Below are 25,129 nucleotides of genomic sequence, written 5' to 3'. Positions count from 1 at the left end.
GGTCAATTAAATGTATTTAAATTACACATTATTAGGTGTAATAAATAGATGGTGGCGAATATCAGACCGAAGCCGGTGAGCCCAAGCACGCTTTCCACCAAGGCTGAGCATCTCAAGCAGCTTCCCGGAGGAAATAACCTGCTTCTCCGAGAGGTCCGGCTGGAGGACTCCGCGCAAATCATCGCTTGGCGGAATGATCCCGTTCTCGGTAAGTTCCTGACCCGCGAGAAGCTGACCTTGGCTCAGCAGGAAGAGTTTTTCCGGAAATATCAGGCGAGAGTGGACGATTACTATTTCATTGCCGAATTCAAGCGCTCGAAGAAGCCGGCTGGCAGCATCGCGCTTGCGAACCTGGATTTCGCGGCGGGACAGGGCGAAGTTGCGCGGTTGATCGTCGATCCTGGCGCGCGCCTCTTTTTGGCAGAGATGTTCGACCTTTTACTCGAATTCGCGTTCGAGCAGCTGGGGCTTTCGGCCGTCGTGGCCAACGTTCAAAGCAGGAATAAGGCCGCGAAGAACTTTCATATCCGCCTCGGCTTCCAGATTGAAAAGGTTGCGCCGAAAGCTTGGTGGAACGGCGACGACGTGATTACGTTTCGGATGTCGCGCGCAGACTATCCACGGCTAAAACAGGTCTGGTCGGCGCTGCTCCTCGATGCACGAGAAAGTTAACTGTCGGAGCAACCGGCCAGATTCCGTTCGACGCCGCCCGTCTCCTTAGGCCGGCAGGGAAGGGAGGAGCAGCGCATGGATTTGCGCTTTCATCACGTGGGAATGGCGTGTCGAAAGATCGCGGCGGAGCTGCCCGAGCTCGCAGTCGTTGGTTACAGTGCTGAAGGCCCCATGTTCGAGGACCCGATCCAGCAGGTTCGGATTCAGTTTGTATCAGGCGGCGGTCCGCGCCTGGAGCTCATTGAGCCGGCCGGCGCACAATCGCCGGTGGCGGGCATCTTGAAGCGCGGCAGCAAATTCTATCATCTTGCTTACGAAGCGGCTCGCTTCGACGACGCGATCGCCAGCTTCAGGGCGCAGCAGTATCTTCCTGTATCGTCACCCGCGCCGGCGGTCGCGTTCGACATGCGCCGCATAGTGTTTCTTGCCTCCGCGACGCTCACGCTCGTTGAGCTCATCGAGGCGAGGACCTAGCGCGAATTAGCGATTGATCCGGATGCTGGGGTAACGATTTGCGCGAATCCGTCAGACGAGACAGATCCGCTGCGCCGAACCCATTCAGCAGCGCGCAGGCCGCCGGCCTGCAGTCTCACGACCGGCTCGGGGCCAAGCTCCGACAGTAGGATGCCCATGTGCCCCAATCCCGGAGGCGTTGTTGGCCAAACGCCCAACCCGTTTGCTGACAATAAGGTTCGATCCATGTCGCCCCAAAACTGCACGACAATGGCGCCAGCGGGCGCGCACGCAGCGAGGTGAGCTGCTTCCGGCGAACCGATGCGAGGCTCAGCCGTCGGTCTCAGCGCGACGATGATTGCGTCCCATTGGTCGCGATAGAGGGTCTGGACGTCCTCGAAGACGTCCACGCTCGCTCCGGAACTCGCCAGACCGGAGCGAAGCGAGCCAATGAAGTCGTTATCGCACAGCAGAGCAATGCGATTCTTGTAAACGGATAAACCGCTATCGTGCAGTTGCTTCACGCACAGCGGACCGAGAAACGAGAAGACATCGACTGACGGGTGACGTTCGTTCACGCCGACGATTGGAATTCCGCGCCGCAAGCATGCGTCCATGTCGAGGTCCTCGGAGCGAAATTCCCAGGCCTCGAACATCAAGGCGATGACGGCCTCCCTTGGCAGCTCATCAATAAGCGCGGCGGTAAGAGGCCGAAGATGGCCGCTGTTGGTTATGATGTCCGTTTGATGGAGGATACCCGGGGTGATCTGCTCCAGGATGTCGATGCGATTGGCCACACCCACCGAATCTGCGAGCTTGAGGGTCTGTTCCCTGGCCTCAGCTGAGGTGCCGTGCCGCGTAGTTTTCGTAAAGGCATAGACCTGCCTGGCTCCGGCCATCGCCGCAAGAACGGCCGTCACGGCATACGCGCCGGTCGCAGCCTCGGTGAGAACCGTTAGTTCCGAAAGGTCTAAGAGAGTTTCGGTGAGGGCGCGGCCCATCAGGGCGCCCAGACGTGGCAATGAGAAGCCTGGTCGGAAGGTGGTGTCGAAGCGAGACCGCAATTGCCCGAATGCTACACCGGCCTCGGCTCCGATCATGAACTGCCCCTCGTTCTCGCCAGTTGGGAAGTGGTCGTTTGGGCGCATGTGCCGGGACTGCTCTAGCCTCGTTTTGCGCCGAAGCGGCGGCTAAAGAGGTGCCGTATCATTTAATGTATTTAAAATTATAATAGCTCCAAGCGCGCCCTGTGCATATAAGGCGTTTGGTATAAGCTGCTTCCGGATCTCGCTTCGCGCAGGAGCTCACCTCAACGCTCTGCGCGCGAGGGGGGCGTCGGCACGCGATAGCTCTCAAGATGTCGTTTGCGGGCAGACAATTTAAAAGGCGATTAACATATTTAACTTGCGACGCATCCAAATCAGCTTATTTTCTATCCTCGACCATCGCAGGGATAGCGCCGATGAACCCGCTCGACTCCAACAGTGAAGACCGCCGTGAGTTCTTGAGAAGCTGCGGAAAATTTGCCGCCGTCACTCCTCCAGTGATGACGCTGCTGCTTTCGACGTCTCTGACCTCGACCGCCATCGCTAGTTCTGGCGGAAAACTTGTGCAGGGCAACAATGGCAAGGGTAACCTTGGTAGCGACGGCAGTCCTAACGGGAAAGAGGACGTTACTCGCTAAAGTGGCGCCTGCGGCCCCGGTCCCGCCACCGCCGTCCCGGTGACGGGTTGGAGGTTCAGCCGGCCCGGCGGCGCCTTTGTCCGGACGGGCGGTCGATCAGAAGGTCATTCAGCTTCTTGCCGGCTCGAAGCTGGGCTTTCAGCCATCGGGGTTGCTTACCGCGACCGGACCAAGTTTCGGACGGATTCTTGGGGTTCTGGTATTTCGGCAACACTGGAGGGTAGGGGCGCCGAGGACGTTCCCCGTTCTGGGCCGAAGCGGCCGTCCCCTCAATCTTGCGAAGCCGCTCTTCGAGCTTGGCTTTTTCCGCGGTCATCCTGCGACTAAGAACAGCAGTGACCTCATCGTAAAGTCGCCACAGCTCAGCTGTGGTCATGGATGCCCAGTCATCGTTCTCCATGGAAGCCGTCCCCACTACCTCCGAACCGAAACAGGAGGGGGGATTATCAGGTCAAACCGGGGTCCGGCAAGCACGATCCACCCGTGCCGCTGCGCCAGCGTGCAACGTGGTGGTCGGAGTTACCGGCTGGGCCCCTGCCTCCGAACCAGCGGCCGCTTTGCCCTCCGCCCCCGGACTCGTCGCCTTGGCGCAAGCAATCGCTGCTCGGCCTTCAACACGCGGCTACGTAAGTTCTGCAATTCAGTGAATTGAACGATGAGAGCCTGATGAGTTTGACGCAAAACTGCTGAAGAATACATGTGACCACCTTACTCATTGCCAACGATGCTCTCCATGACCGCTCGTTGAAGTTGCCGACGAATATGCAGCTCCAATTTGGGTGACCGGTTTTCATCGTTGCTACACACTTGGCTGCGCAACGCAGCCATTTTCCTGCTTCATTGCCCGGCTTCGCCTTGATGAATAGTATTACTTTTCCTCCTTTCAGAAGCGCGGCTTTTGAACGGTCTCGCGTTCGTCGAAATTTCGTCGAATGTTAGATTTGAATCGTGAATAGCCCAATATATCGTTGGTAATAACGGTGCCAACGAAGTTAATTGAATGTTGACCAACATAACACCTTAGCTGATCGGTGCGCCGACGACATTCTCTGGGGGAATTTGCTGATTTAATCTATCAGGCGTTGTCGAAAGTGCGTCGCTTTCGTCGAGGAGCTTGCAGCCTTGAATTTTAAGCACCGCATTCTTACGGTGCTGCGCGCAATTGCCAGTCAAGTTACCGTGGCGCAGTCGTCGAATGTTGGACTGTCCAGGATTTGAGGCGGTGTGACGCTTTGGCCGAGCGGACTGGTCATCTTCGCGTTTCGAAGAAATTGTTGGATTAAACGGCCGCACGGGGGGTTGTTAGCGATAGGCAGGGGAAGCATGCACCGCACCAGAATTGTCATCGCGGATCGACATCCGATCGTCTTGCAAGGGATCAGGAGCGTTCTTGCGACGCAGCGTGATTTTACGATCGTTGCGTCTTGCAGCGATGGTGCAAGCTGCAATGAGGCAATCCGATTCCTTGTGCCGGACGTCGCGCTTGTCGACGCTGCACTGCCCGATGTCAGCCGGCAGCTGATCCTCGCTCGTGCGAACGATTCAGGCCCAGGACCCGCGGTAGTCTTCTTCGCCGGTGTCGCGGCCGATTGTGAGTTGCAAAGGCTGGCCTTGGAGGGCGGCTGTATCGTCCTCTCGAAGGATTCGGATGCCGAAATGCTGGTCTCAACCCTGCGGAAGGCCGCCCAGGGCCAAGCAGCGGTCTCGCCGAGCGCCTGGCCAGCCAAAGATGAGGCCCGCCCCGATGAGAAGCTCCTGACACAACTGACGGACCGGGAGCGGCAAATCATGCGGCTCGTGTCGGAGGGTCTATCGAATAAGGAGATTGGACGTCGGTTGAACCTTGCCGACGGTACGATCAAGGTCCACCTTCATCATATCTTCCAAAAGCTGGACATCAGCAATCGCACGGTTCTCGCGGCATTGGCGATTTCGCGAAACGAGCTGCATGCCGCGTCACGTGAGATGGATCTCCCTGATCTGTTGCGTCAGGATCCGGCGAGCGTGAAATGATGAGGGTGTCTGGCTTCTTCCGGAGCGTGCGCGGGGGGGTGTCGTGGCGCCAGATGCCCAGCCATGTCGCTGCAGGCGTCTTCGGCCTCGGCTAACGTTCGAAAGGGCGAGCCGCCAATCTTGATTGCGGCCTGGTTTTTGTGGAGCGGACGCCAACTCGCCAAATAGCCGGCGCGTCCATGAAAGCCGGGGCCTCTCGGGCTTTCGAAGCTGATCACGAACGAGAAGCCCTCGCTGGTCGCGCTCCAGATCTCCATGTCCCGGACGGACCGATGGAATTGCAGTGGCATCGTCATGATCCGTTGCAATCGAGCCCCGCGCTCGACTTCCGTTAAAAACAAATTAATCGCATTAAATGGCGAGCGCAACTCCGAAACGGCGCCCGACAGGCAGGAGTGAGCCAGGAAATGCAAGAACGAGCACGGAAATTGCCGACGATCAGTTGATGGCGCACGTTAAATAACGTCAGCGGCATAAAGAAAATTATCGGTTGAAAGTGCATTTAATATATAATACCGTAAATAGAATTTTAAACCAAGGAGAGCGTGTTGTGACCCGGGACGGTAACGAAGATGACGACCGGCGGGCGTTTTTGAAAACCTGCGGAAGGTTTGCGGCCGTGACACCCCCAGTGATGACCCTGCTTCTGTCCACTTCCCTGACCTCAAGAGCCATTGCAAGCTCGGGGGGGCTGCATGGAGTGACGCGGAAGGACGGGAGGCAGTCGTCGTTCTTTGACAACGACCGGTCGTCCGTATCAGGGCCGGGGAGCTCCAGCGGCGGGTCATCAGGGGGCGGGGGAGCCCCTGCTGGATCATCTCGCGCCGGAGGGGTAGCCGGCGGTGGCGGATCCACCGGTAGCGGTGGGTCTGGCGGTAGCGGAGGCAGTGCGAAAGGGCCTTTCGCAACCGGCGGCTCTGGAATTCCAAACGCAACTGGAGGGCTCGATTGCGCAGACGAAGAAAACGAGGAAAAGCGCAAGGCCGATTGCCCGGGAGCTAACACGAGGATTTCGAGTGCGACCGAGTCCGGCCGATAGCAGTCTTCTCAGCCCATGCGTGGGCCTGCGGGCCACCGCAGCATGGTTGGCAGGGCTGGACCCTTTCTCCCTGCCTAAATGCCCGGCCGAGTGATCCCTTGTTGCGCCGCAGCAACGCGTTGGCGGATGCAGCATGCCAAATGTTTAGTGCTGTTAGTGCGATTGTGCCGCAATTGCATAGTTTTCCCGACTCGTCAGTGGGGGACTTCTCCTCAAGACGTCGATCAGGAGGCGTGTCATGAATAGCCGCGTTCGAGCGGAGGGGCCTGCCGCTATGCTGCGCGAGCGTCTCGAGGCGCTGGTCGCACAGCTCGCGGAACTTGAGAGGCTCAGAGAGCGGGTAGGTCGAGAGGAAAATCTTCAGCGCGAGCTGCGTAGGGCGGGCGGCGCCTATAACCGAGCTCGGACCGCGAATGGGCGTTCCAGCTTCGCATAGGCAAAGCTCATGCCTGTGCTGCTTAGTCGCGAGAAGTCGGGCTGTTGTGACGAGCAACCCAAGGCGAATGGGTGACGGACTTTTCCGTCCATTGTTCGCTTCGGCCGGGGAGCCCGGCCGCAAAGCCCGCAAAAATCTTGAACTCGCTTCTACGCAGGATTGGGTGTTTGCAGCGGCCGAGCCTCACGCGGTTTTGCCGATTGGCGAGGGCACATGCGGGTGGTTCGCGAAAACGAACCGGTTCACCGGTTCTAAGAGCCTGTCCCGGCTATTCGGCTGCCAGGCGAGCGGGAGGCGCTCCGCGCTGTAGGCCTATGAACGAGCCCGACCGTGCTCTGCGAGACTATTCGATCGATTCTGCGGCTCATGACCTTGTAGCATTCGCATGCCATGGCTTCGAGCCGCGGCCGATCGATTTCGAGTTGGCCACGTCGATTGGATCTTAGTGCTCTTGATGCCCGCATTGTGCTCACGACATGTGTGACGGTGGTGCGGCGGACGCCCAGCAATTCCGACAACGTTTCCTGGGTCAGCGGGAGGAGATCGCTGCCATTTGCCCGATCGTGAATGTGAAGCAGCCAGCGCGCCAGGCGGGATTCGACGGAATGTAATGCGTTGCAAGCCGCCACGTGCTGGAGTTGCGTCAGCAACGATCTCGTGAAGACCTGCACCATGGCTCCGACGGGGGCGCTGCAATGTTGCGCCGTGAGGAATTGCGCAGGCGATATTTGCAGCGCGGCCCCCGAGATGCGAACAACGGCCGTCACGGGCGAGTGGGATGCGCCAAGCGCTGTGGTCAGACCCACAGCCCCTTCATGGCCGACTATCGTCGTGGCGACCGTCTGCCCGTTCGGCAGCTCCATGATAGTGGCTATCGCGCCGCTCAGGGGGAAGAGAAGATGCTCGATCCGATCGCCTGATCGGACGAGCACGGAATCGCGCTCGATCACGATCTTCCGCAGATGAGGCGCAAGCAAAGCAAAATCCGCTGGCGGCAACGCTGCTAACAACCGATTACCAACCCTGGTCGCGTGGTCCATCATGGGATCAATCCCCCGACGGATGCCCGGCGCGAGAACTCATGCCGGCTTGTTGAGCTGCTCGCCTGCGTGCAGCTCAACAGCAGTTAACTGGCAACCACAGATATGGTTCCCTCGTTGAGGCGGATGCCAATCGCACGGACGGCCTGCGCCCGCGACTCCAGCTTGCGTCAATGCAGACCTGTCGCGGACGCGCAATCAATGCTGTCGACTCGCCGACGGCAGCCTGCGCGGCGGCTGAACAGCGTCCCAGCCAACGATCATTCTCCGAACAGCTGATAGGCCGCGAGTTGTGAAGCGCGCCAGGTGCGGATCGCGAGCGCGCTCTGGAAGTCTCGTCTCAGGTCGAACAATTTCTAAGGTGGTGTTCTGGCCCCGGGACTAACAGTGTTGGAATGACGGCCGTGACGCGTTCGAGGTGCCCATTCGAAACCAACCAACGGCGTGGCGTCGCTATACTGTTCGGCAAAATGAACACATTCGGCAAAATGTGCACATTTCCCGCTCGAAACTAACGATTTTAGGTATGGTTAAACCAATTAAATCTCTTTCTTTATTCGATTAGTTGTATTTTAATGCCCTCACTCGGCCTCGGCTATATGCCGAAGGACATAGACGGCCGGGTCGAGGCAGGGTCCATGTTAGACACGTCTGCGAAAGAGCGGATATTCAAGCGCATCCGGCTTGTGATCGTAGACCGACAGCCGATCGTTCTGCAGGGGCTTAAGTCGGTTCTCGGGGCACAGCCGGACTTCGACGTTGTCGCGTCGTGCAGCGACGGGACAAGTTGTATCCAAGCGATCCGGAATTTGACACCCGACGTTGCACTTCTTGCCGACACCCTGCCAGATCTGACGGCATCCGAGATCCTCGCCATTGCGAAAGCTGAGCGCCTGCCCACGCGCCTTGTGTTCTTTACGGATTCCGACACGGACCACGATCTAACCTCGGCCATCGCTGCTGGCGCGTGTCATGCAATCGCGAAGTATGTCGCACCGGACGCTATGCTGCGATCACTGCGACTGATGACGAAGCGTAGCTTTTTGGAGCAGTCCGACCTCTCGCCAACCGCAGAGGAAACTGACAGCGGCAAAAACGAGAACCTGCTGGAGCTATTGACGCCGCGCGAACGTCAAATTGTACGACTTGTGTCAGAAGGAATGTCGAACAAGGAGATCGCGCACCAGCTAAACGTTTCCGATGGAACCGTTAAAGTACACCTGCACAACATATTTCAGAAGCTTGAAATAACCAACAGGACGGTGCTCGCCACCCTCGCATTGCTACAACGCCCGTCTGGGTTCGGCATGCTCTCGCTGGCTCTCCTGGCGGTCGCCATTGCGGACGAACTTAAGGCGTCGGAGGCGAACGACCTGCTTCCGCACGACGACAGTACCGGCTCCGCAGCGGAGCATGCCGAATATGAGCTCTGGAAGCGAGCTATTCTCCGTCACGTCATCGTCGCGGACTCTGACGAAAAGCCGTCGCTCACTCAGAGAGGTGTCCTGGTCGGGGCGAGCCAAATCTCGACCGCGGCATCGGCAATAGAAGCGCTTCGCACCGCCGAGCAATCCGCAGGCGTGAAATCGTGGAAGGACTACAGTTCTGTTGGATCAAGCACGCCCGGTTCGGCCACACCTTCCCTGCGAGGAATGAACGACGCGCAGATTGGCGGTGAGTCCACCGCGGAACATCTATTCTCGCGGCTTACATCCAATCCGACGTTGGTTCACGGAGGGTATGGTACTTTCGCCACTCTCACCGGTGCGTTGATCTACGCACTCAGCGATCCCCATTTGGCATTGCTGTCGCATGACCCGGCCAAAGCGCCGCTCGACAGCTTCGTGGACGTTACCGGATACAAGGCGGCCACCAAACTGGCTGCGATCAGCAATGCCGACGATAATCATGTAGACGATTCAGTCCCGGGTTTCCGTGCGCACGATTCTCGCCTGTCTTCCGCGTTTGTGGCCGCTGAAAACGAAAGCGCCGCCGGAGAAGGGGAGACCCTCCAAAAACTTGCTGGTCTCGTGCACTTCGGTCACGATGCCGGGAGTGGCGGATATAGTGGCGATAAGCTGATGGGCGGCAACGTCGCTGAAAACGTCGTTCATCGCGACCCGACCGATTCCAATTCTACCTCTTCCGGCTTCCACTTCGCGTCTGGGCCGAGCAGGATCAATCTTGCGGCCTTCGGAGCCCTTGCCAGGCTTCATATGACAGCAGCAAGCAAGTCCATACCGCCACACACCATCGCTTGGATCTTCGACTCCGCAAGCAATGAAACGATCGTCTATGTGAATGCGACCGATCATGTTCTGAAGATCGGAGATCGCGACCTGTTGGAAATCCATCTGCAGGGGGGTGTATCCATCGCAGAATCGGATTTCGTCGGCCAGCCGACGGCCGCGGCCGCCGCTCTCACCTTGGAGCAGCTCGAAGAAGCGCTGACATCGGTGACTGCAACCGAAACTGTTCTGAGTACGGACAGTGTCCATACAGTTATCGGTACGAGGGAGAGCGCATTCGGGACCGCTGGAGTCTGGGACATTCTGGCTGATGTCGACTGGAGGACCGAATTCGCGCCGGCCCGCACAACGGAAGAGAGAGTCGATCGGGCCGACGGGTCGGCTCGAACATCACCGATCGTGCTTGCTCATGCTGCGGCGGTCACGGCAGTTGAAAGTCTTACATTTAAGAGCCAGCGGATCGATGCAGATACCGGTCCTAGCATAGCCGGTAGCGCCGGCGGCAGTAACTCACAGCATGTTCTGGAGCCATGGCCTGCAAAGGAAACGGGGGCGGAGCAGATAGAAGCTGGCTTCATACCTGGGAGTGATGTCGGTGATGAGAACGCGCATCAATCCCCGGCGTCGGACCCTTCGGGAAGGTCAGCGAAGACGGCAGAAACAGACCGCGTGGAACATGGCAATCCGGTGCATTCAACCTCTACAAACGCACCAGAAGCAGCCGAGTTTGGTGAATCGAGCCCCGCGACAGCGCACAGGGACGACCGCGAAGGGGCGCGGCACGCTCCCGAGCAAATGTCTGAAAGGGCGGGCGCCAGAGATGTGGCTGAACTGAAGTCCATGCCGGGCAATCGCGCCGGCAATGACAACGCGCATGATTCACCGGCTTCGGACGATTCGTCAGGGCCAGCGAAAACGGCCGAACCAGGCGGCCTGGGCCACAGCAACTCGCACGCGCCGGAGCGAGGGGAGGCAAAGGCAGTCACGGAGACGGCCAAAGTGAAGTCCATGCCGGGCAATCGCGCCGGCAATGACAACGCGCATGATTCAGTGGCTTCGGACGATTCGTCAGGGCCAGCGAAAACGGCCGAACCAGGCGGCCTGGACCACAGCAACCCGCACGCATCGGAGCGAGAGTCTGCAAAGGCAGCCCCGGAGACGGCCAAAGTGAAGTCCATGCCGGGCAATCGCGCCGGCAATGACAACGCGCATGATTCACCGGCTTCGGACGATTCGTCAGGGCCAGCGAAAACGGCCGAACCAGGCGGCCTGGGCCACAGCAACTCGCACGCGCCGGAGCGAGGGGCAGCAACGGCGGCTACGGAGACGGCCGAAGTGAAGTCCATGCCGGGCAATCGCGCCGGCAATGACAACGCGCACGATTCACTGGCTTCGGACGGTTCGTCAGGGCCAGCGAAAACGGCCGAACCAGGCGGCCTGGGCCACAGCAACCCGCACGCGCCGGAGCGAGGGGAGGCAAAGGCAGTCACGGAGACGGCCGAAGTGAAGTCCATGCCGGGCAATCGCGCCGGCAATGACAACGCGCATGATTCAGTGGCTTCGGACGATTCGTCAGGGCCAGCGAAAACGGCCGAACCAGGCGGCCTGGGCCACAGCAACCCGCACGCGCCGGAGCGAGGGGAGGCAAAGACAGTCACGGAGACGGCCGAAGTGAAGTCCATGCCGGGCAATCGCGCCGGCAATGACAACGCGCATGATTCACCGGCTTCGGACGATTCGTCAGGGCCAGCGAAAACGGCCGAACCGGGCGGCCTGGACCACAGCAACCCGCACGCATCGGAGCGAGAGTCTGCAAAGGCAGCCACGGAGACGGCCGAAGCCATGGCCATACCGGACAAGGGCGTTGGCAATGACAATGAGCATCATTCCTGGACTCCGGCGGATACGCCTGGGTCAGCGAAAATGGCAGAGCCCGGCGGCGTGGAGCACAGCAACGAATGGGGGCACTCGGCCTCTGCCCACGGGCCGAAAGATGACGAAAGTGCTGCAGCGGCCGGTAGCGCGGACCGAGTTGGCACGCAAAATGTCGCGGAGCCGGAGCCTGCAAAGGCGGCGGCAACCGCCGAGTTACCTGAGACTCTCTTCATATCCGAGAAGGGTGTCGGCGATGGCGACAATCATCGTGCATCGAACGCAAGCATGTCGGCAACAGCGGCCACGGCTGACCTGCAGCACAGCAATTCGGGATACAATTTACCCTCGACCTCTCCAAACGCATCAGCAGCAACCGAGATTGCCGAATCGAGCGCCACAAGAGGCGATGGCGCAGGGAACGGAAACTCGCAGCCCGCTACGCAACCTGCTGCAATCGCATTAGCGGCCGCACAGCCGGCTAACGCTGCGTTCGAGACCGGCGGCGCCGATCAAGAACGGGTGTTCCGATTCGATAGCGACGCAACTCCTTTCACTCTCATCGTCAGAGCTGAACCTAGCGAGGTCCACATTCCGCTCGATCCACACGTCCAGCCCGGTCAGGTGGCCACCCCCGATATCCTCGTCAAAATCCTCCCCAATGCACTGGACGAACATGTGGCCAACCACGGCAATAACGGTCCGCATCACGCCACTGTACCTGCGCATCATGACCTGCTGATTTGAAGTGTTGCATTGTCGTCGACTCAAACCGAGCAGGACGCAGGGCCGATGTTGAACAGCCTGTTCCGTATATTGGTCTGTTGATATGCGGCCTGGATCCTTATCCGAACTATTCGCACTGGGGCTTCGATGATGAGCAGAAGGAAGCCTCTCGCATCATGTTGCGACCGCATGGCGACCAAATTCGATGAGCCGCTCCACGGCTTCCTCGACGGAAACGGCCGTCATGATCGAAACTCCCGTCGGCCGAGATGGGCTGAAGCGCGGTAACGTGCGGATGTTGGCGATCTGGGTCAAGGCTTCCGGATCATTCCGCTCCGGCTGCGTCGATGCCGATGCTTTCGAGTGTCTCGCGCCAGAGCTTGCGAACACCGACGTGGCGCTGCTCGAGGGCCGCGCTCACCGCATCCCGGTATGGAGCAAGGTTAGGGCCTCTCAGGAACAGGATCTGCGCTTGCAGCAGCCGGCCGCTCTCGAACTCGATGCGGCGCAACGCCATGACGAAGGGATCCTGCGGATTGGCTTCGACCGGGACCAGCGCCGCCGGCCGGATAGCGGCGTGCACGGCATGGGCGAGCGTTGCGAGGTGAACCGCCTGGGCGAGGGGAGGGTCCGTGATCTCTGCGATCGGCGCAGGAAGCCAAGCGGTCTCCCAGGTCATCAGCATGTATCCCAGGGCAACGTCCGGGACCCAGGAGGTGGCGCGCATCAACAGGGAGACGATCTCGGTCTCGCGATAGAACTGCGCGTTCAATTCGGTCTGCCAAGCCGCTTCGAGCCTCGCCGGCAACGCGAGAGCAAATTGCCGCGCGAGGGCACCATGCGCCGAGATCAGGAACGCCGCGACCCGCGTCTGCTGGCGCGGCGGGATGCGGCCGTCAGGATCGAGCGGGCCGAGGAAGCCGCTCATGGCATCGCTCTTCTGACCGGGATGGCACGCAGATGGTCGTAACCCTTGGGAAACGGTGTAAGCTCGCCGCCGGGCTCGTCCGACGCCACCCAGACGGTCTTGTTGCCTTGCCATCGCCCAGCCAGCACGTCATCGGCGAAGCGCGCCAGCAGGTCCGCCGTCAGCGCGCCCTTCTCCAGCGTGAACGCGTGATAGGCCTTGGGAATGATCACCAAAGAGCTGTTGGGAATCTCGACACGCAAGGTTTCGTGGAGACCCCGCGGCGTGAGAAAGTCGAACTCGCCGTTGAGAATCATGGTCGGAACGGCGATCGCCGACAGCCGCGGCGTGAGCGGCTGGAAGTCGAGGAAGGATTCCATCAGGTTCTGCAGCGAGTAGACGTCGTTGACCAGCCAACCTTGCCGCTTCACGCTATCGAGCTTGTCCAGCAGCGGCTCCAGCCATTGGTCCGAGAGGTTCATGGGCAACAGGAGGTCCTGAAGGTAACTTGTGCCGCCGAGGATCAGCGCGGTCCGCAGCGCATTGCCGAGCAGCAAGAGTTGTGGCGACAGCTCCGCAAAGCAGCTCATCGGCACGAGCCCGGCCAGTCGCTTGCCCTGCTCGATCGCATATCGCAGTGCAATCAGGCCGCCAAAGCTGATCCCGCTCAGAAAAACCGGACCGTCCCCCAGCTCGTCGATCAGGAGGCGCAAGGCGGCGACCTGGTCGTCCTGGCTGATGAAGAGCCTCGGCTTGTCGGAGGCGCCCTGGCCCAGCAGATCGAAAGTCGCAACGCGAAAGCCTCGCGCCGCCAAGGCCTCGCGATAGGCGCCCCACAATTCGGAATATTGCGTCAGCCCGTTCACGAGGACATAGGCCGGCGCGCCCACCGGCCCGTCGAGCTCATAGCGGATCCGATATGAGCCGAGGCTGAGGAAGGGCATCGCGAGGGTACTGCCGGTGTTTTGATGCCCGCGATCCTCGATCCCTCCGAACGGATTCCATTGAGTTAGATCAAACCTCCCCCGGCCGCCCTGCCTAGCGTTTCAGAAAAATCTTCCAGGGAGGATTGCGTCATGGCCGGACAAGACGCGATGAAGCGCTGCTTCATGAGCCTGATCGTGCTGGTGCTTGGAACGGCGATTGCAACCGCACAGCCTTTCACGCGCCGCTCGTCGCAGGTGCAGCATGATGGGCTGAAGAAGACCTACGAAATCGCCAACTTCCGTCTCGGCGGCAAGTACGACCTGTCCGATCCCTCCAAATGGGAGAACGGCGGCGAGGGCGGCGTCACGCTGGAATCGCTCGGCGCCGGCAAGTTGCGCACCGCTTACATCGCCGTCGGCAACGCAAGACGTAACGCCGCCGGCGAGATCACCAATGCCATCGTGATCAACTCCTATTATTCCGGCGATTCCACCGACATGTATGAACAATGGGTCAAGGGTGCGGCGTTGTCGGGTGGCGTGCCCATCATCGGTCCGGGCCGGCCGATCGACACGGATCGTTATTATGTCATCATGGTCGATCCGCTCGGCACTTGGGGCGCGAGCAAGCCGTCCGACGGACTCGGCATCAAGTTTCCGCAATACAGCTACTACGACATGGTGCAGGCGAACTACCGCCTGCTGCGCGACGAGCTGAAGGTCGCGCGCGTCGCACTGGTGACCGGCGTCTCGATGGGCGGCACGCAGACTTACGTCTGGGGCGTGATGCATCCGGAATATGTCAGCGCCCTGATGCCGATCGGCGGCACGACGCAATCGGATGGCGACGATCCCGTCGGCAACTGGACCTTCCAGATGATGACAGCCGCGATCCAGGGCGATCCGGTCTGGCAGGCAACCAAAGGCGACTATTACAAGCTCCCAAAGGAAAAGCATCCGGTGCCTGGCGTGGCCTTCGGCTGGTCGATCCTCGGCATGACGGGTTATGACTTCGCCTTCCGTACGACCCAGAATTGGGCGGCGGTACAGCCTGAAATCTTCTATTGGGATCCGCCGAACGAGAAGGCCGGTCTCAACGTGACCAACCGTGCCAAGCTCTACGATGCCGTCGACCTCGTCTGGCGCAACAGGGTCGGCGAGACCCATAACGTCAATCCGTATCTCGGCCGCATTCAGGCCCGCACGCTGGTGATGCACATCACCAACGACCTCTGGCTGAACTTCAAACTGGCGCAGAAGGCTGTCGATCGCGTGCCCGGCGCTGATCTCATCGCGCAGGAGAGCCCGGTCGCGCATTATGGCGTGTTCCCGATCATCAACCAGCGCAAGAACGATCCGAAGTTCGTCGCTTTCATGGATGACGTGGCGGCCCTCGATCGCGCCCAGAAGTTTGTCGACAAGAACTACCGCGTGCCCGACGTCGCCCAGACCATCGATCCCAAGAAGTCGTTCTGGAAGGCCTATGTGACCTATCCCTATCCGGTCAAATTCGGCAGTGCCAAGGACAAGAGCGGCAATTCCTGGGAAATCGGCTACATGGACGAGTATGCCGGCACCGACAAGGATCCGAAGGTGCTCGTCGTCATCCACGGCAAGGGCGCGTTCGGCGGCCATTACGGCAACATCATGCAGTACGCGCTGCGCAGCGGCCTGCGCGTGATCGTGCCCGACCTGCCGCATTACGGCATGTCGGGCCCCGGCAATCTCGACAAGAACCCCGCTCGTACCATGCAGGACATGCGCGAGGTGATCTACGACCTCGTGGTCAACCAACTCGGCGTCAAGAAGGCGTACTATCTCGGCCACTCGCTCGGCGGCCAGTTCGTCGTGGGCTACGCCCTGACCTGGCCGGATGCGGTGCAGGGCCTTGCCTTGGAAGCGCCGTCCGGCCTCGAGGAATATCCGCGCGAGATCACCATCGCCAAGGACAAGAAGGCGCCTCTCTTCGCCGACGGCCTCGGCCGCGACTTCGACAAGTGGAAGCAGGTCTGGGACCAGACCGGTATTCTCGCCGCGGAAAAAGCGCGGAGCGAGCAGAACATCCGCGACTTCTTCTATTTCAAGAAGCGTGATCCCGACACCGGCGTGGTGTCGGCTGCGAAGAGCGGTTACTTCTTCAGCGACAGCGAATATGCCCGCTTCCATACCGAGCAGCGTGTCGGGCTGACCAAGGGCAACCCGAAGGAGCTCGATCAATGGTGCAACGTCTTCATCTTCGACATCTACACGATCGGTGCCGAGCTCCAGCAGGATGACCCGAAGAACCTCTATGAGCGGGTCACCCAGATCAAAGCGCCGATCTTCCTGGCGTTCGGCGACAAGGAGCCGTTCATTCCGACGCCCGCGTTCAACGGGCTGACGGACCTCGGCCGCGACGTCATCACGCCGTTCATGACTCGTATGACCAATTCCGGCAACCGGCCGATGCTCAAGGTCTATCCGGAGACCGGCCACTTCATTCACACCGACAATCCGGTGGAATACGCTGCCGATGTCGTGGATTTCGTGACCAAGGGGGCGATCGACACATCATCGCCGCTCGGTACCGATCGCATGATCAAGGGCGCCGTCGTCTCTGCCCTGCCAGTGGCGCCGACTCCGCCCGGAGCGGCGCCGACGGCTGGCCTCAACAAGTAGGGCCCGGCGATGCCGAGGGTGCAGGCGGGCGAAGTCCAGCTCGGCTGGCGGGAGTGGGGAGGAGGCGACGTCACCGTCGTCTTCATCCACGGAAATCTCGCCAGCAAGGACTGGATCGAGCTCGCCGCGCCGTTGTTCCCGACCGGTCTGCGTGTGGTTGCAATCGATTGGCGCGGCTGCGGCGATAGCGACCGGCCGAAGCCGGCGGCCGACTATTCCAACTACTCCATGGCGCAGCACGCCGAGGACATGCTGGCGGCGCTCGATGCGCTCGAGATCGGCTATTGCCATCTCGCGACACATTCCACCGGCGGCATCATCGCGGCCAGGATGCTGCTCAAGCAGCCGCAGCGCTTCGGCCGTGTGTTCGCGCTCGATCCGGTGACGCCGCTCGGCATGGCCTTCAATGCCGACCAGATCGGATTGTTCAGGGCCATGATGGCAAGCAAGGAGCTGACGCGGTCCGTAATGGCGACAGCCGCTTCTTCGCTGTTTGTCCCGGAGAGCATGGGGCCGAACATGACCCCCCGCTTTCGCGAGGGGCTAGGGGAGATCCAGGCGCTGTTCGACCGGATCATCGAACAGACCTTCGGCGTATCGGACGGGATCTGGATAGGCACGCCGGTGAACCTGACGCGGGAGAAGGAGAGCCGTGAGTTGGAGCGCCGTATGCCCGAGATCCGGCACCCGCATCTCGTGCTGTGGGGCGAGTGCGATGGCTGGATTGCACCTGCTGACCTCCGCACCATGGCCGAAGCGATGCCGGTTTGCCGGCTGGTGATCGTGCCCGGCATCGGGCATTCGATGAATCTCGAACGCCCGGCGCTTTATGCCGGCTATTTCGGGGCGTGGTTCGGCGGACTTGCCGCGTAGCAGCCGCGCCAGAGAGGCAGTGGGATCGAGCGATGCTTGAGGATGATGTTAGAAAGCGCTAGGAGGTGCAGGTAACATGCTCAAGTCGCACCTTCTTCGTTGCAGGTAAATCGTTGAGATTTCGATATAATCGCTTCTCCGTCGCCCCCATGATGGATTGGAGCGAGAGTTCAAGTTTTTCAATCAGTTAGAAGAACGCGTGTGCACGACGTGTGCACCGGGAGATCAAGAAAAATCTTGTGAGAGCCAATGTGAGCGGGGCTCCGAAGCTGGCGGGGCGCGTCTGATCAGCAGTGGGCATGGGCGCTCGAGCCACTGAGGGCGCCCGTTCCGTTAAATTAGATAGTTTAGGGGCGCAAAGCGGACGTTCGCGACGGCGCGAAATGGCGCCGTCTAGCTGAAGCTATTGGGACAGACCCGATCTGTAGCGGCAGTGTGTATTAGCCCGCCTCAGAGATCTGCCTCAATTTGAAGATCGTGCCGCGGCAATGCGTGGTGGCCAATCGACGGATCACCGCTCCTCCAAACGGGAATGACCAAGGCGTTGCGGACTCTAAATTTTCGGCGGGGTGAGGCGCGGCTGACGTTAGTAACTACGGTTACAAGCTACAGATTTGCTCGCCGCTACGAGCGGACCCGAAGGGCAGGGCACTACGTATTGCTCAAATCGCAGAATTCGGCCGAACGCTTTCGATAGCGTTTCGATATCAACCAAGCAGACGATGGCTGCTTGCAGCGCATTGCCGAAGTCATCGGGAGTGACTGCCCGTCTTCCGTCACCCCCGGCAAGACCCGCCGCAAACTCCTCTCCGCCATAGCGCGACGCCAGCCGTCCCGTGTTGGCAGTAGCATGGTCGCCGACGCAATACGTCTGCTGGCGCAGCTCCGCTAGCCCATTTCAATGACTGAGTTGCAGAGGGCGAGTGGATGAAGTCCGGAAAGATCGAGACAAGGCTCGTTACCTTCGAGCGGCCATAGGGCGACGCCAAACAGCTGTCAGATAAAACCCTCGATGTATGCTCTGACCGCCCAAGTGTCCCCAACCGCGGCGGCACAGATGCCGAATGCATGGATCTCACGAGGCATTGAGCAGCTCGGGCTTTTGAGGATATCCATCATCATCGAAGAAACAGCCTCGCGTATCCGGCCGGCGCTCAGAAGCGCGAGAGCGTTTTCCTTGCTCTGTTCAAGATATTCTTCTCGCGTTAACATCGAAGCCTAGACCCAAGGCGAATGACGTAAAACAGATTGTTCTTTAGTGGTTTGGCGGTCAATCCCTTTAGAATGCCAGCGGCCGAGCCCCCGACGGATGCTGCCGCGCGATGTCTGCTTTAGGGTTGAAGAATTCAGGTCGAGCAAATTTGGTCCGCTCTGCCGTCATGAGCGGACCTCCGTCAGGCGAGGCGCGACTTCGCAGATGGGCCCAATAGGAGACATCCGCACCGCAGAGGAAGTCAACGAACTTGCCTTCTTAGTCGCCCGTTGGGGTGATGCGAAACTCAACTACTTCTGGTCGGTCGCGCAAATGTTTTGCGAGTCGTTCGGCGTTGAGCCTGTCGCGGCTCTTGATCGTCATCCGGTACTCGAACTGCTGCCCGCCTTCGCTTAATCGCGATGACAAGTTGGCAATCGTAAAACCGTGATCGCCGATCATCTTATGAACCTCGTCTTCCCCCATCACCCGATCCCGCGCAAAACGCAGCATGTGGTGAGCATAGAACTCGCTCGGCAATCGCGCCTCGATGAGCCTGAATAGCGCGAGCACCATGAGAGTCGCCAAAGCGCCTACGAAGGCAGCAAACCAGAACCCAATTCCAACCAAAATGCCGATAGCGGCCGTGACCCAAATGGACGCGGCCGTCGTTAGTCCCCTGACAGTCAATCCCTCTTTGAAGATGACGCCCGCGCCCAAAAAGCCGATGCCAGTCATGATGCCTTGGGCCATGCGGGTGGGGTCGGTGCGGATCGCGTCATGCTCGAGGCGCATCAACTTTGAGGCCCCAAACCCTCACCACCTGCTTTGAACAGCCGGAAAGCTCCGCGATCTCTTTGTAACTCGCGAGGCCGTTCCTGAGCATGTAAAGCGCAGCGGACTTCGTAGCGTCCCAATCTGGCTTGTGCGTTTTCACCAACAGCCCATGGACAATATCCGATTTGGACAAGAAGCCCGCCTCGCGGCGGGAATTCAGCAGGCGGGAAGCACTCAGAGCCACAGAGGCACGGCTCCTGCCGCCCAAATTAACGCTAACACACTGATCGTGCACGCCAAAGCGTATTGGCGGCCGATACCATGAGCCAATCCACAGGGAAGGTCGCTTCGCACCACAAAACGAAGTGGTCATTTCGGCCCAGCGCCTGCTCCCGGTCAGAGGCTATCTTTGCCAGCCCTGCATGATCCTGTTCGGGCCACCTTAAGCAGACCTTATGGCGCTCTGATTTAGGGTTCATCGGGGCCAACAACAGGCATCCCCGCGGCACCTTGGGAGATTTAGCCACGTTCGCCAGAACGCGAAAGGTATCACCGGCGACCTCGGCCGCTTGGCCATAGAATGATGACGCCGATGACGATCGGAGCCAGCCCAAAAGCCAAGGCCACCCAGAACATGGGTTCTTGGACGATGTAGAAGATCTCGAGCATGCGTAAGCATAGCTGCGCCTGAACACGTGGTCACGACGTGTCGGTTGGCGCGATCTGCATGCGGAAAAACCCCGCCTCCAAGAGGAAGCGGGGTTTAAGTTAGAGGGAGGTACTTGCTTGGCCAGCGCGTACCCCCGCGGCAAAGCTACCACAAGACGGGTATGCATCAACAACCAGGTTGACTGCGAGAAACCTGTCGGCGCCCACCGCTCGGGCTGCGTATACAAGGGCCGCGCCCCTCATTCGTCGTGTCCAATTGCCAGGGCCCGTCAGGGGCGTCGCACTTCGAAGTATGTTTTGCCTCCGCGCTCGAAGCCCGCGCCTTCATAGAAGCGCAGGGTCGTTTCACGCTTCGAACCTGTCGCCAAATGAACCTTATAGCAATCAGCCCGCGCGGCGAGATCAAGAGCGTGCGCAAGAACCCGTCGACCCAGCCCAAGCTTTCGGTATTCTGCGTGGGTGACCACATTTTCAATCACCCCATACGATCTACCGCCGCGAGACAGATTCGGCACGATCGCGAGAGTGCACGAAGAGGCGAGCAGATCTGCTGTTTGCGCGACAATCACGGTCATGAAGCTGGAAGCAAGCAGGGTCGTCCAAACGCGCTCGGCTGCTGCCGTCTCCAGTTGAGCCTCATGCGGATGAAGGTGCTGATAAAGTTTCAACACCGCAGGTAGATCGCATTGCGTGGCGGCACGGATAATGATTTCGTTCATTCAATGACCACACAGGCAGGAGTTTGCCGCCGCAGAACGAGGCGCTCACTGAGTCCGCGCGTTAACCCCGCTATTGAGGAGGTGAAGGGCCTCTTCATGAAGACCGGCAGTTGCTGAAGCTAAGACTGGGCCACCCTCCTCGGCCCTTTCCCCGTCAATCCGCGTCACCACTCCGCCCGCCTTTTCGATGATCGGGATCAACGCGACGATATCGTAAGATTGGAGCGAAGGTTCGACTGCGAGGTCAATACGGCCAGCAGCGACCATCGCAAAGGCATAGCATTCGCCACCGTAGCGAGTCATCCGAACCGAGGCGGCAAGGCGCTCGAAGCCCTGCTTGAGCTCACCTTGATAACGCTCAGGCGAATTCGTATGCAGGATGGCCCGCGAAAGCGTGCCGACGTCTCGGGTGGACAGTCGCTGGCGCTTACCTGCATATTCGCACCAGGCGCCATCGGACGAGGCCCAGAAACGCTCACGCGTGAAGGGCTGGCTCATCATTCCCAGTTCGGCTCGGCCATGTACGGTGAGCCCGATCAGCGTGCCCCAGACAGGAAGGCCGCAGATGAAGGGACGCGTCCCATCCACGGGGTCCAAGACCCAGCGGCAAGAACCGCTTCCGGTTAGACCGAGTTCTTCGCCCAGAATAGCATGGTCAGGATATTCGGCTTCGATCGCTGCTCGAATCGCAATCTCGGCTTGTCGGTCAGCGTCGGTCACCGGGTCGAAGTAACCCGCCCCCGTTTTGGAATCGACGGCAAGGTCGGTTCGAAAGCGTGGCAAGGTTTCGCGATCGGCGATATCTGCTAACCGATGAAGAAAATCGGCGCCCGGCAGTTTCGGCATAAAGTATCTCCAATCGTGCACACTCGCTGCCGTTGTATACGGGCAACTGTCGAATTACATCCTAAACTTGCATAATGATCCCGCTGTGATCATGAAGGTCGCCGCCGACACGCCGCTAGAGCGAGACCAAAGAATGGACCGCGTCAGGGCTGGTTGCGAGGTCAACATAACGAGGCGGTCGCCCGACTTGGCGGAATCTCACCAGTTCGCGGCGACCAGGACGCGATCGAGGAGGAAGGCGAGCCCAGCGACCAGCACGAGCGCGGAGAGCGCCGTCACCGCCCGCCGCTCCCACGCGGCGCGCCGAAACCAGAGTAGGACCGGCAGGAAAGCGGCGATCACCGCTACTTGGCCGGCTTCAACGCCGAGGTTGAACGACACGAGCGCGCCGGCCAGGGCGCCCGGGGGCAGATCGAGATCGAGCAACGCGCCGGCAAAGCCGAAGCCATGCACGAGGCCAAACGCGAAGCCCACGGCCCAGCGCCACGACGCCGTGCGTGTGAGGAAAATGTTTTCGGCCGCGACGTAAACGATCGACAGCGCGATCACCGGCTCGACGATCCAACTAGGCGGCGACGCCGCGCCGAGTACCGCCACGGCCAAGGTGATGCTGTGCGCCGCCGTGAAGGCGGTGATGACGGCGAACAAGGATCCGATTCCTCCGCCGCCCAGGACGAGGGCCAGCACGAACAGGAGGTGATCAACTCCCGTCAGGATGTGCTCGATGCCGAGCCGAAAGAAGGCGAAGACGCCGCTCCCGGCAGTAACCTCGGGCGCCGGGCTCCCGCTCGATGCTGCGACAGCGAGGCGAGCCTCGCGCCGGTCGCGTTCGAGGGTGTATTGCTGCACGCTCCCCAAGGCTTCGACACGGACAAGCGTGTGGTAGTCGTTGCCGAGCGCGTCGGACAGGTCGTCGCGCAGCAAAAGTTCGTGCGGCGGACCGGGGCAGGCGTAATCGACGATTACCACGGCGTTGGCGCGGTCTGGCGTGGGCGGCGTGACCGTCCCGGGCACCGGCTCGCACTTCACCCCGTTTGCGGAAATCGAGACTTTGCGCGCGACCAAATCGGCCAGCGTGGCGTAGCTTTCACGGCGCTGCGGCCATACGCCGGTGGCCGTCTCGGCGACGGCCGCCGCGAGCGCGTCGGGACCGAGCGTGAGGCTGTATCGGACAGTTCCGCCGGACAGGCTCACCGTGGCATAGCCCATCGATCCGGCGACGTGTCCGTGCGCTGTTCCGAGCAACAGCAGCAGGGCAAGAGCGGCCCACGGCGTCGCCCGATGGGGAGAGGCGGGCGGCGTCATCGCGCTTCCGCTCCAGTCATGACCTCGGCCCATTCGCCGCCGACGAAGCGGGACATCAGGTAGAGCCGCGGATTGCCATCGATGCGCATGTACTGGAGGTACCCCTCGGGGTTGAACTCACCGAAGCTGGCGGCAAGCACCAGATCGCCGTCCCTTCCGTAGAGCTTCACGGAGAGCCGCGGCGGGTCGAGGCCGAATGGCGCCGGATCGCTCCCCACGAGCCCTGCCGCCTCGATCTCGCGGACCGGCCCGGAATTGTGCATGATTTGAACGGCCTTGCTGACCTGAAGCCCTGCGGCGCCGATGTTGACGCCATCAGGCGTCACCCACTCAGTCTCGCCCGCACGGAGCAGGGTAACGCGCCGTGTGCCGCGGCTCAACTCCACCCGCTTGACCTCTTCGGGCACGCGCTTGAGCAAGCCCTTAGCCTCGAACCGAACGAGCTGGCGCTGCACCGGCATAGCGCCGCTCACCACCATCGCCGCGAGGTAGAGCAGCGCGAGCGCCGCGAGGACGGGATGCAGGACGTGCCGCCTCATCGCCGCCGCCACCAAACAACGAAGCCGAGCGCGATCACCAGCAGCGGCATTGCAACCACGACCATGAAGAACACCGCGTTCGACTGCCGCCCGGTCAACACGATCAGCGGAGGCACGGGGACGCGCGCGGCGACGGCAGTCGTGCGCTCCTCACGTGCCAGCCACCGGGCTACCGAGAGCAGAAGGTCGCTATTCGCCATATAGGGAAAGAACGAGTTGCTGGCGAAATCGCTGTCGCCGACGACGATGGCGCGCATGGGTTCGGCGCCGCGGTCTAGGCGCCCTTCTACGGCGACGCCCAACACGCGCGCGCCGGAGACCGGAGGGGAGGCCGCGTCCTTCTCACCGGTCGCGTCAGGCTCCACTTTGTGCGACGCCACCGGCTTCACCGGGCGCGTGTAGCTGTCGCGGCTGCTGAGCAGCAGCGGGGTGACGCGGAGGTCGCTCGCCGGTGGCAACAGCGTGATCGAACGGACGCCGGGATAGAAGGTGAGCGAGACCGAGCGCGTAACCGGATGGGGGTCGTAGCCCGTGACCGCCACGATCTCGGGGTTGGTCGAGTAGTGGCTCAACGGATCGACGACGACATCCTGCTCCGGGCGGACGCCGAGCTCGGCCACAAGCCGGGCGAGCCCGGGTTCGAGCACGAAACCCAGGTCCAGCAGGAGAAGGGCCGACCCACCGCGCCGCAGATAGGCGCGCAAGGCCGCGCTCTCAGCCGGCAGGAACGTGGTCCGCGGATTGGCTGCGATGAGGAGCGTGCAGGCGGCGGGCACGTCGCCCTCGGTGGCGAGGATGAGCTTCCGCGCTTCATAACCCTGCGCTTCGAGCGCGCGGCGCAGGCGCCCCGCGCCGTGGCCCGGCATCTCCACCACCTGCGAGCTGGCGTCGTCGTGGCTGTGGCCAGCGCCACTTTCCAGGTGCGTGTGATACTCGAAATTGTCCATCGGCAGCTCGCCGTGGCCCTCGAGGAAGCAGGCCGTAATTGCGCGCCCGCGCAATGCGCGCTGGATACCGATGGCGATCTCCGTCTCGTCCGTGCCTTGCACCAGCACCCGACGTCCCTCCGCCTCCACGACCGCGGCATTGTAGATCTGGATTGCCTTCTCGCGCGCCAGTCTCGGGTCCCGGTCTGGATCGACCGCGACGACTTTGAGCAGCGGGTTGCGCCGGGCCATGATCGCAAGGAGGTCGCGCGCGCGCCGCCCGGCGGGATCCTGCGAGCGATAAAAGTAGGTGACGGTTACCTCGCGGGAGACCTCGTCAATGGCCCGCATGGCCGCCCCTGAGGGCGTATAGACCTTCTCGCGAGTCAGGTCGAAGTGCACGTCATGCAGATGCAGCGCGACATTGGCCAGCACCGCGGCGCCGAACGCGATGAGGATGACTCCGGCCGAATAGGTCCGCCCCCGCCAGCCCGCGAGCCCGGTCTGCAGCGGCAGCCTCAGCCCGGTCGCGAACAGCACCAGGACGGCGGCGAGCCAGCCACCAGCCCAGAGCAACGCGTTCCAGTCGAGCTCCGGGTGCTCCATGG

General features: G+C 60.8%; 20 protein-coding genes. 7 read left to right on the top strand and 13 right to left on the bottom strand.

Going from position 1 to position 25,129, the window contains the following annotated elements:
- The first annotated feature begins 48 nt into the window (after positions 1-48).
- Both ACNJYD_RS23765 and ACNJYD_RS23760 read left to right on the top strand, forming a co-directional pair.
- Positions 49-672 (top strand): GNAT family N-acetyltransferase, encoded by a 624-nt coding sequence (locus ACNJYD_RS23765; protein WP_439363501.1) that lies wholly within the window; start codon positions 49-51, stop codon positions 670-672.
- A 75-nt stretch (positions 673-747) separates the two neighbouring features.
- Positions 748-1,146, top strand: a complete 399-nt coding sequence (locus tag ACNJYD_RS23760; protein ID WP_172789649.1) for a VOC family protein — start codon at positions 748-750, stop codon at positions 1,144-1,146.
- Here ACNJYD_RS23760 and ACNJYD_RS23755 read toward each other — a convergent pair.
- Complete coding sequence (locus ACNJYD_RS23755) at positions 1,143-2,225, bottom strand: hypothetical protein (RefSeq protein WP_439363500.1); 1,083 nt, start codon at positions 2,223-2,225, stop codon at positions 1,143-1,145. The genes ACNJYD_RS23760 and ACNJYD_RS23755 overlap by 4 nt on opposite strands.
- A 362-nt stretch (positions 2,226-2,587) precedes the next feature.
- Here ACNJYD_RS23755 and ACNJYD_RS23750 point away from each other — a divergent pair, with 362 nt between their 5' ends.
- Positions 2,588-2,809 (top strand): hypothetical protein, encoded by a 222-nt coding sequence (locus tag ACNJYD_RS23750; protein ID WP_172789650.1) that lies wholly within the window; start codon positions 2,588-2,590, stop codon positions 2,807-2,809.
- A 55-nt stretch (positions 2,810-2,864) separates the two neighbouring features.
- Here the strand turns inward: ACNJYD_RS23750 and ACNJYD_RS23745 are convergent, their stop codons facing one another.
- Entirely contained in the window at positions 2,865-3,209 is a 345-nt protein-coding gene (locus ACNJYD_RS23745; protein WP_172789651.1) for an H-NS histone family protein, read from the bottom strand.
- Positions 3,210-4,132: 923 nt separating this feature from the next.
- Between ACNJYD_RS23745 and ACNJYD_RS23740 the strand changes: the two genes are divergently transcribed.
- Positions 4,133-4,822 carry a LuxR C-terminal-related transcriptional regulator gene (locus tag ACNJYD_RS23740; RefSeq protein WP_439363499.1) on the top strand — a complete coding sequence of 230 codons (690 nt, stop codon included), beginning with the start codon at positions 4,133-4,135 and terminating at the stop codon, positions 4,820-4,822.
- On the opposite strand, the gene ACNJYD_RS23735 is transcribed toward ACNJYD_RS23740, so the two are convergent.
- Both ACNJYD_RS23735 and ACNJYD_RS23730 read right to left on the bottom strand, forming a co-directional pair.
- Complete coding sequence (locus ACNJYD_RS23735) at positions 4,798-5,235, bottom strand: hypothetical protein (RefSeq protein ID WP_439363498.1); 438 nt, start codon at positions 5,233-5,235, stop codon at positions 4,798-4,800. The genes ACNJYD_RS23740 and ACNJYD_RS23735 overlap by 25 nt on opposite strands.
- Before the next feature lie 1,313 nt (positions 5,236-6,548).
- Positions 6,549-7,340, bottom strand: coding sequence for a Crp/Fnr family transcriptional regulator (locus ACNJYD_RS23730; protein WP_439363497.1), 792 nt, complete (start codon positions 7,338-7,340; stop codon positions 6,549-6,551).
- 635 nt (positions 7,341-7,975) lie between these two features.
- Here ACNJYD_RS23730 and ACNJYD_RS23725 point away from each other — a divergent pair.
- Positions 7,976-12,205, top strand: a complete 4,230-nt coding sequence (locus tag ACNJYD_RS23725; RefSeq protein WP_439363496.1) for a LuxR C-terminal-related transcriptional regulator — start codon at positions 7,976-7,978, stop codon at positions 12,203-12,205.
- A 153-nt stretch (positions 12,206-12,358) separates the two neighbouring features.
- Here the strand turns inward: ACNJYD_RS23725 and ACNJYD_RS23720 are convergent, their stop codons facing one another.
- Genes ACNJYD_RS23720 through ACNJYD_RS23710 form a run of 3 tightly spaced genes read right to left on the bottom strand, consistent with a single transcriptional unit; the run spans position 12,359 to position 14,035 of the window.
- A complete protein-coding gene (locus ACNJYD_RS23720) occupies positions 12,359-12,499 on the bottom strand; it encodes a hypothetical protein (RefSeq protein ID WP_439363495.1) in 141 nt (46 codons plus the stop codon).
- Between the two features lie 10 nt (positions 12,500-12,509).
- Positions 12,510-13,112 carry a hypothetical protein gene (locus ACNJYD_RS23715; RefSeq protein ID WP_439363494.1) on the bottom strand — a complete coding sequence of 201 codons (603 nt, stop codon included), beginning with the start codon at positions 13,110-13,112 and terminating at the stop codon, positions 12,510-12,512.
- Positions 13,109-14,035, bottom strand: coding sequence for an alpha/beta fold hydrolase (locus ACNJYD_RS23710; protein ID WP_439363493.1), 927 nt, complete (start codon positions 14,033-14,035; stop codon positions 13,109-13,111). Before ACNJYD_RS23710 ends, ACNJYD_RS23715 begins: the two co-directional genes overlap by 4 nt.
- 132 nt (positions 14,036-14,167) lie before the next feature.
- Here ACNJYD_RS23710 and ACNJYD_RS23705 point away from each other — a divergent pair, with 132 nt between their 5' ends.
- Positions 14,168-16,675 carry an alpha/beta hydrolase gene (locus ACNJYD_RS23705; RefSeq protein ID WP_439363491.1) on the top strand — a complete coding sequence of 836 codons (2,508 nt, stop codon included), beginning with the start codon at positions 14,168-14,170 and terminating at the stop codon, positions 16,673-16,675.
- Positions 16,676-16,684: 9 nt separating this feature from the next.
- Positions 16,685-17,548, top strand: coding sequence for an alpha/beta fold hydrolase (locus ACNJYD_RS23700; RefSeq protein ID WP_212256436.1), 864 nt, complete (start codon positions 16,685-16,687; stop codon positions 17,546-17,548).
- Positions 17,549-19,019: 1,471 nt separating this feature from the next.
- On the opposite strand, the gene ACNJYD_RS23695 is transcribed toward ACNJYD_RS23700, so the two are convergent.
- The 6 genes from ACNJYD_RS23695 to ACNJYD_RS23670 form a co-directional block, all read right to left on the bottom strand.
- The gene (locus ACNJYD_RS23695; RefSeq protein WP_439367504.1) at positions 19,020-19,535 is read right to left on the bottom strand and encodes an MgtC/SapB family protein; all 516 of its coding nucleotides are present in this window, start codon (positions 19,533-19,535) and stop codon (positions 19,020-19,022) included.
- A 920-nt stretch (positions 19,536-20,455) separates the two neighbouring features.
- Positions 20,456-20,905 carry a GNAT family N-acetyltransferase gene (locus ACNJYD_RS23690; RefSeq protein ID WP_212256434.1) on the bottom strand — a complete coding sequence of 150 codons (450 nt, stop codon included), beginning with the start codon at positions 20,903-20,905 and terminating at the stop codon, positions 20,456-20,458.
- Between the two features lie 45 nt (positions 20,906-20,950).
- Complete coding sequence (gene hisN, locus ACNJYD_RS23685; RefSeq protein ID WP_172789452.1) at positions 20,951-21,751, bottom strand: histidinol-phosphatase; 801 nt, start codon at positions 21,749-21,751, stop codon at positions 20,951-20,953.
- Positions 21,752-21,949: 198 nt separating this feature from the next.
- On the bottom strand, positions 21,950-23,056 hold the full coding sequence (locus ACNJYD_RS23680; RefSeq protein WP_439363488.1) for a HupE/UreJ family protein: 1,107 nt from the start codon (positions 23,054-23,056) through the stop codon (positions 21,950-21,952).
- Positions 23,053-23,595, bottom strand: coding sequence for a hypothetical protein (locus ACNJYD_RS23675; protein WP_172789454.1), 543 nt, complete (start codon positions 23,593-23,595; stop codon positions 23,053-23,055). Before ACNJYD_RS23675 ends, ACNJYD_RS23680 begins: the two co-directional genes overlap by 4 nt.
- A complete protein-coding gene (locus ACNJYD_RS23670; RefSeq protein ID WP_439363486.1) occupies positions 23,592-25,127 on the bottom strand; it encodes a GldG family protein in 1,536 nt (511 codons plus the stop codon). The genes ACNJYD_RS23675 and ACNJYD_RS23670 overlap by 4 nt, the downstream gene beginning before the upstream one ends.
- Between the last annotated feature and the right edge of the window lie 2 nt (positions 25,128-25,129).

Source organism: Bradyrhizobium sp. SPXBL-02 (genome assembly GCF_051853065.1).
Lineage (GTDB): Bacteria > Pseudomonadota > Alphaproteobacteria > Rhizobiales > Xanthobacteraceae > Bradyrhizobium.
The sequence above is the reverse complement of the archived record's forward strand: the minus strand, read 5'-3'. Positions and strand labels throughout refer to the sequence as shown.

What these genes read in the sequence shown, in the direction of transcription:
- ACNJYD_RS23730 (WP_439363497.1), bottom strand. Translation starts at nt 7,340, where the DNA reads ATGATGGACCACGCGACCAGGGTTGGTAATCGGTTGTTAGCAGCGTTG.
- ACNJYD_RS23725 (WP_439363496.1), top strand. Translation starts at nt 7,976, where the DNA reads ATGTTAGACACGTCTGCGAAAGAGCGGATATTCAAGCGCATCCGGCTT.
- ACNJYD_RS23680 (WP_439363488.1), bottom strand. Translation starts at nt 23,056, where the DNA reads ATGACGCCGCCCGCCTCTCCCCATCGGGCGACGCCGTGGGCCGCTCTT.
- ACNJYD_RS23755 (WP_439363500.1), bottom strand. Translation starts at nt 2,225, where the DNA reads ATGATCGGAGCCGAGGCCGGTGTAGCATTCGGGCAATTGCGGTCTCGC.
- ACNJYD_RS23745 (WP_172789651.1), bottom strand. Translation starts at nt 3,209, where the DNA reads ATGGAGAACGATGACTGGGCATCCATGACCACAGCTGAGCTGTGGCGA.
- ACNJYD_RS23705 (WP_439363491.1), top strand. Translation starts at nt 14,168, where the DNA reads ATGGCCGGACAAGACGCGATGAAGCGCTGCTTCATGAGCCTGATCGTG.
- ACNJYD_RS23675 (WP_172789454.1), bottom strand. Translation starts at nt 23,595, where the DNA reads ATGAGGCGGCACGTCCTGCATCCCGTCCTCGCGGCGCTCGCGCTGCTC.
- ACNJYD_RS23700 (WP_212256436.1), top strand. Translation starts at nt 16,685, where the DNA reads ATGCCGAGGGTGCAGGCGGGCGAAGTCCAGCTCGGCTGGCGGGAGTGG.
- hisN (WP_172789452.1), bottom strand. Translation starts at nt 21,751, where the DNA reads ATGCCGAAACTGCCGGGCGCCGATTTTCTTCATCGGTTAGCAGATATC.
- ACNJYD_RS23710 (WP_439363493.1), bottom strand. Translation starts at nt 14,035, where the DNA reads ATGCCCTTCCTCAGCCTCGGCTCATATCGGATCCGCTATGAGCTCGAC.
- ACNJYD_RS23765 (WP_439363501.1), top strand. Translation starts at nt 49, where the DNA reads ATGGTGGCGAATATCAGACCGAAGCCGGTGAGCCCAAGCACGCTTTCC.
- ACNJYD_RS23760 (WP_172789649.1), top strand. Translation starts at nt 748, where the DNA reads ATGGATTTGCGCTTTCATCACGTGGGAATGGCGTGTCGAAAGATCGCG.
- ACNJYD_RS23715 (WP_439363494.1), bottom strand. Translation starts at nt 13,112, where the DNA reads ATGAGCGGCTTCCTCGGCCCGCTCGATCCTGACGGCCGCATCCCGCCG.
- ACNJYD_RS23740 (WP_439363499.1), top strand. Translation starts at nt 4,133, where the DNA reads ATGCACCGCACCAGAATTGTCATCGCGGATCGACATCCGATCGTCTTG.
- ACNJYD_RS23670 (WP_439363486.1), bottom strand. Translation starts at nt 25,127, where the DNA reads ATGGAGCACCCGGAGCTCGACTGGAACGCGTTGCTCTGGGCTGGTGGC.
- ACNJYD_RS23690 (WP_212256434.1), bottom strand. Translation starts at nt 20,905, where the DNA reads ATGAACGAAATCATTATCCGTGCCGCCACGCAATGCGATCTACCTGCG.
- ACNJYD_RS23695 (WP_439367504.1), bottom strand. Translation starts at nt 19,535, where the DNA reads ATGCGCCTCGAGCATGACGCGATCCGCACCGACCCCACCCGCATGGCC.
- ACNJYD_RS23750 (WP_172789650.1), top strand. Translation starts at nt 2,588, where the DNA reads ATGAACCCGCTCGACTCCAACAGTGAAGACCGCCGTGAGTTCTTGAGA.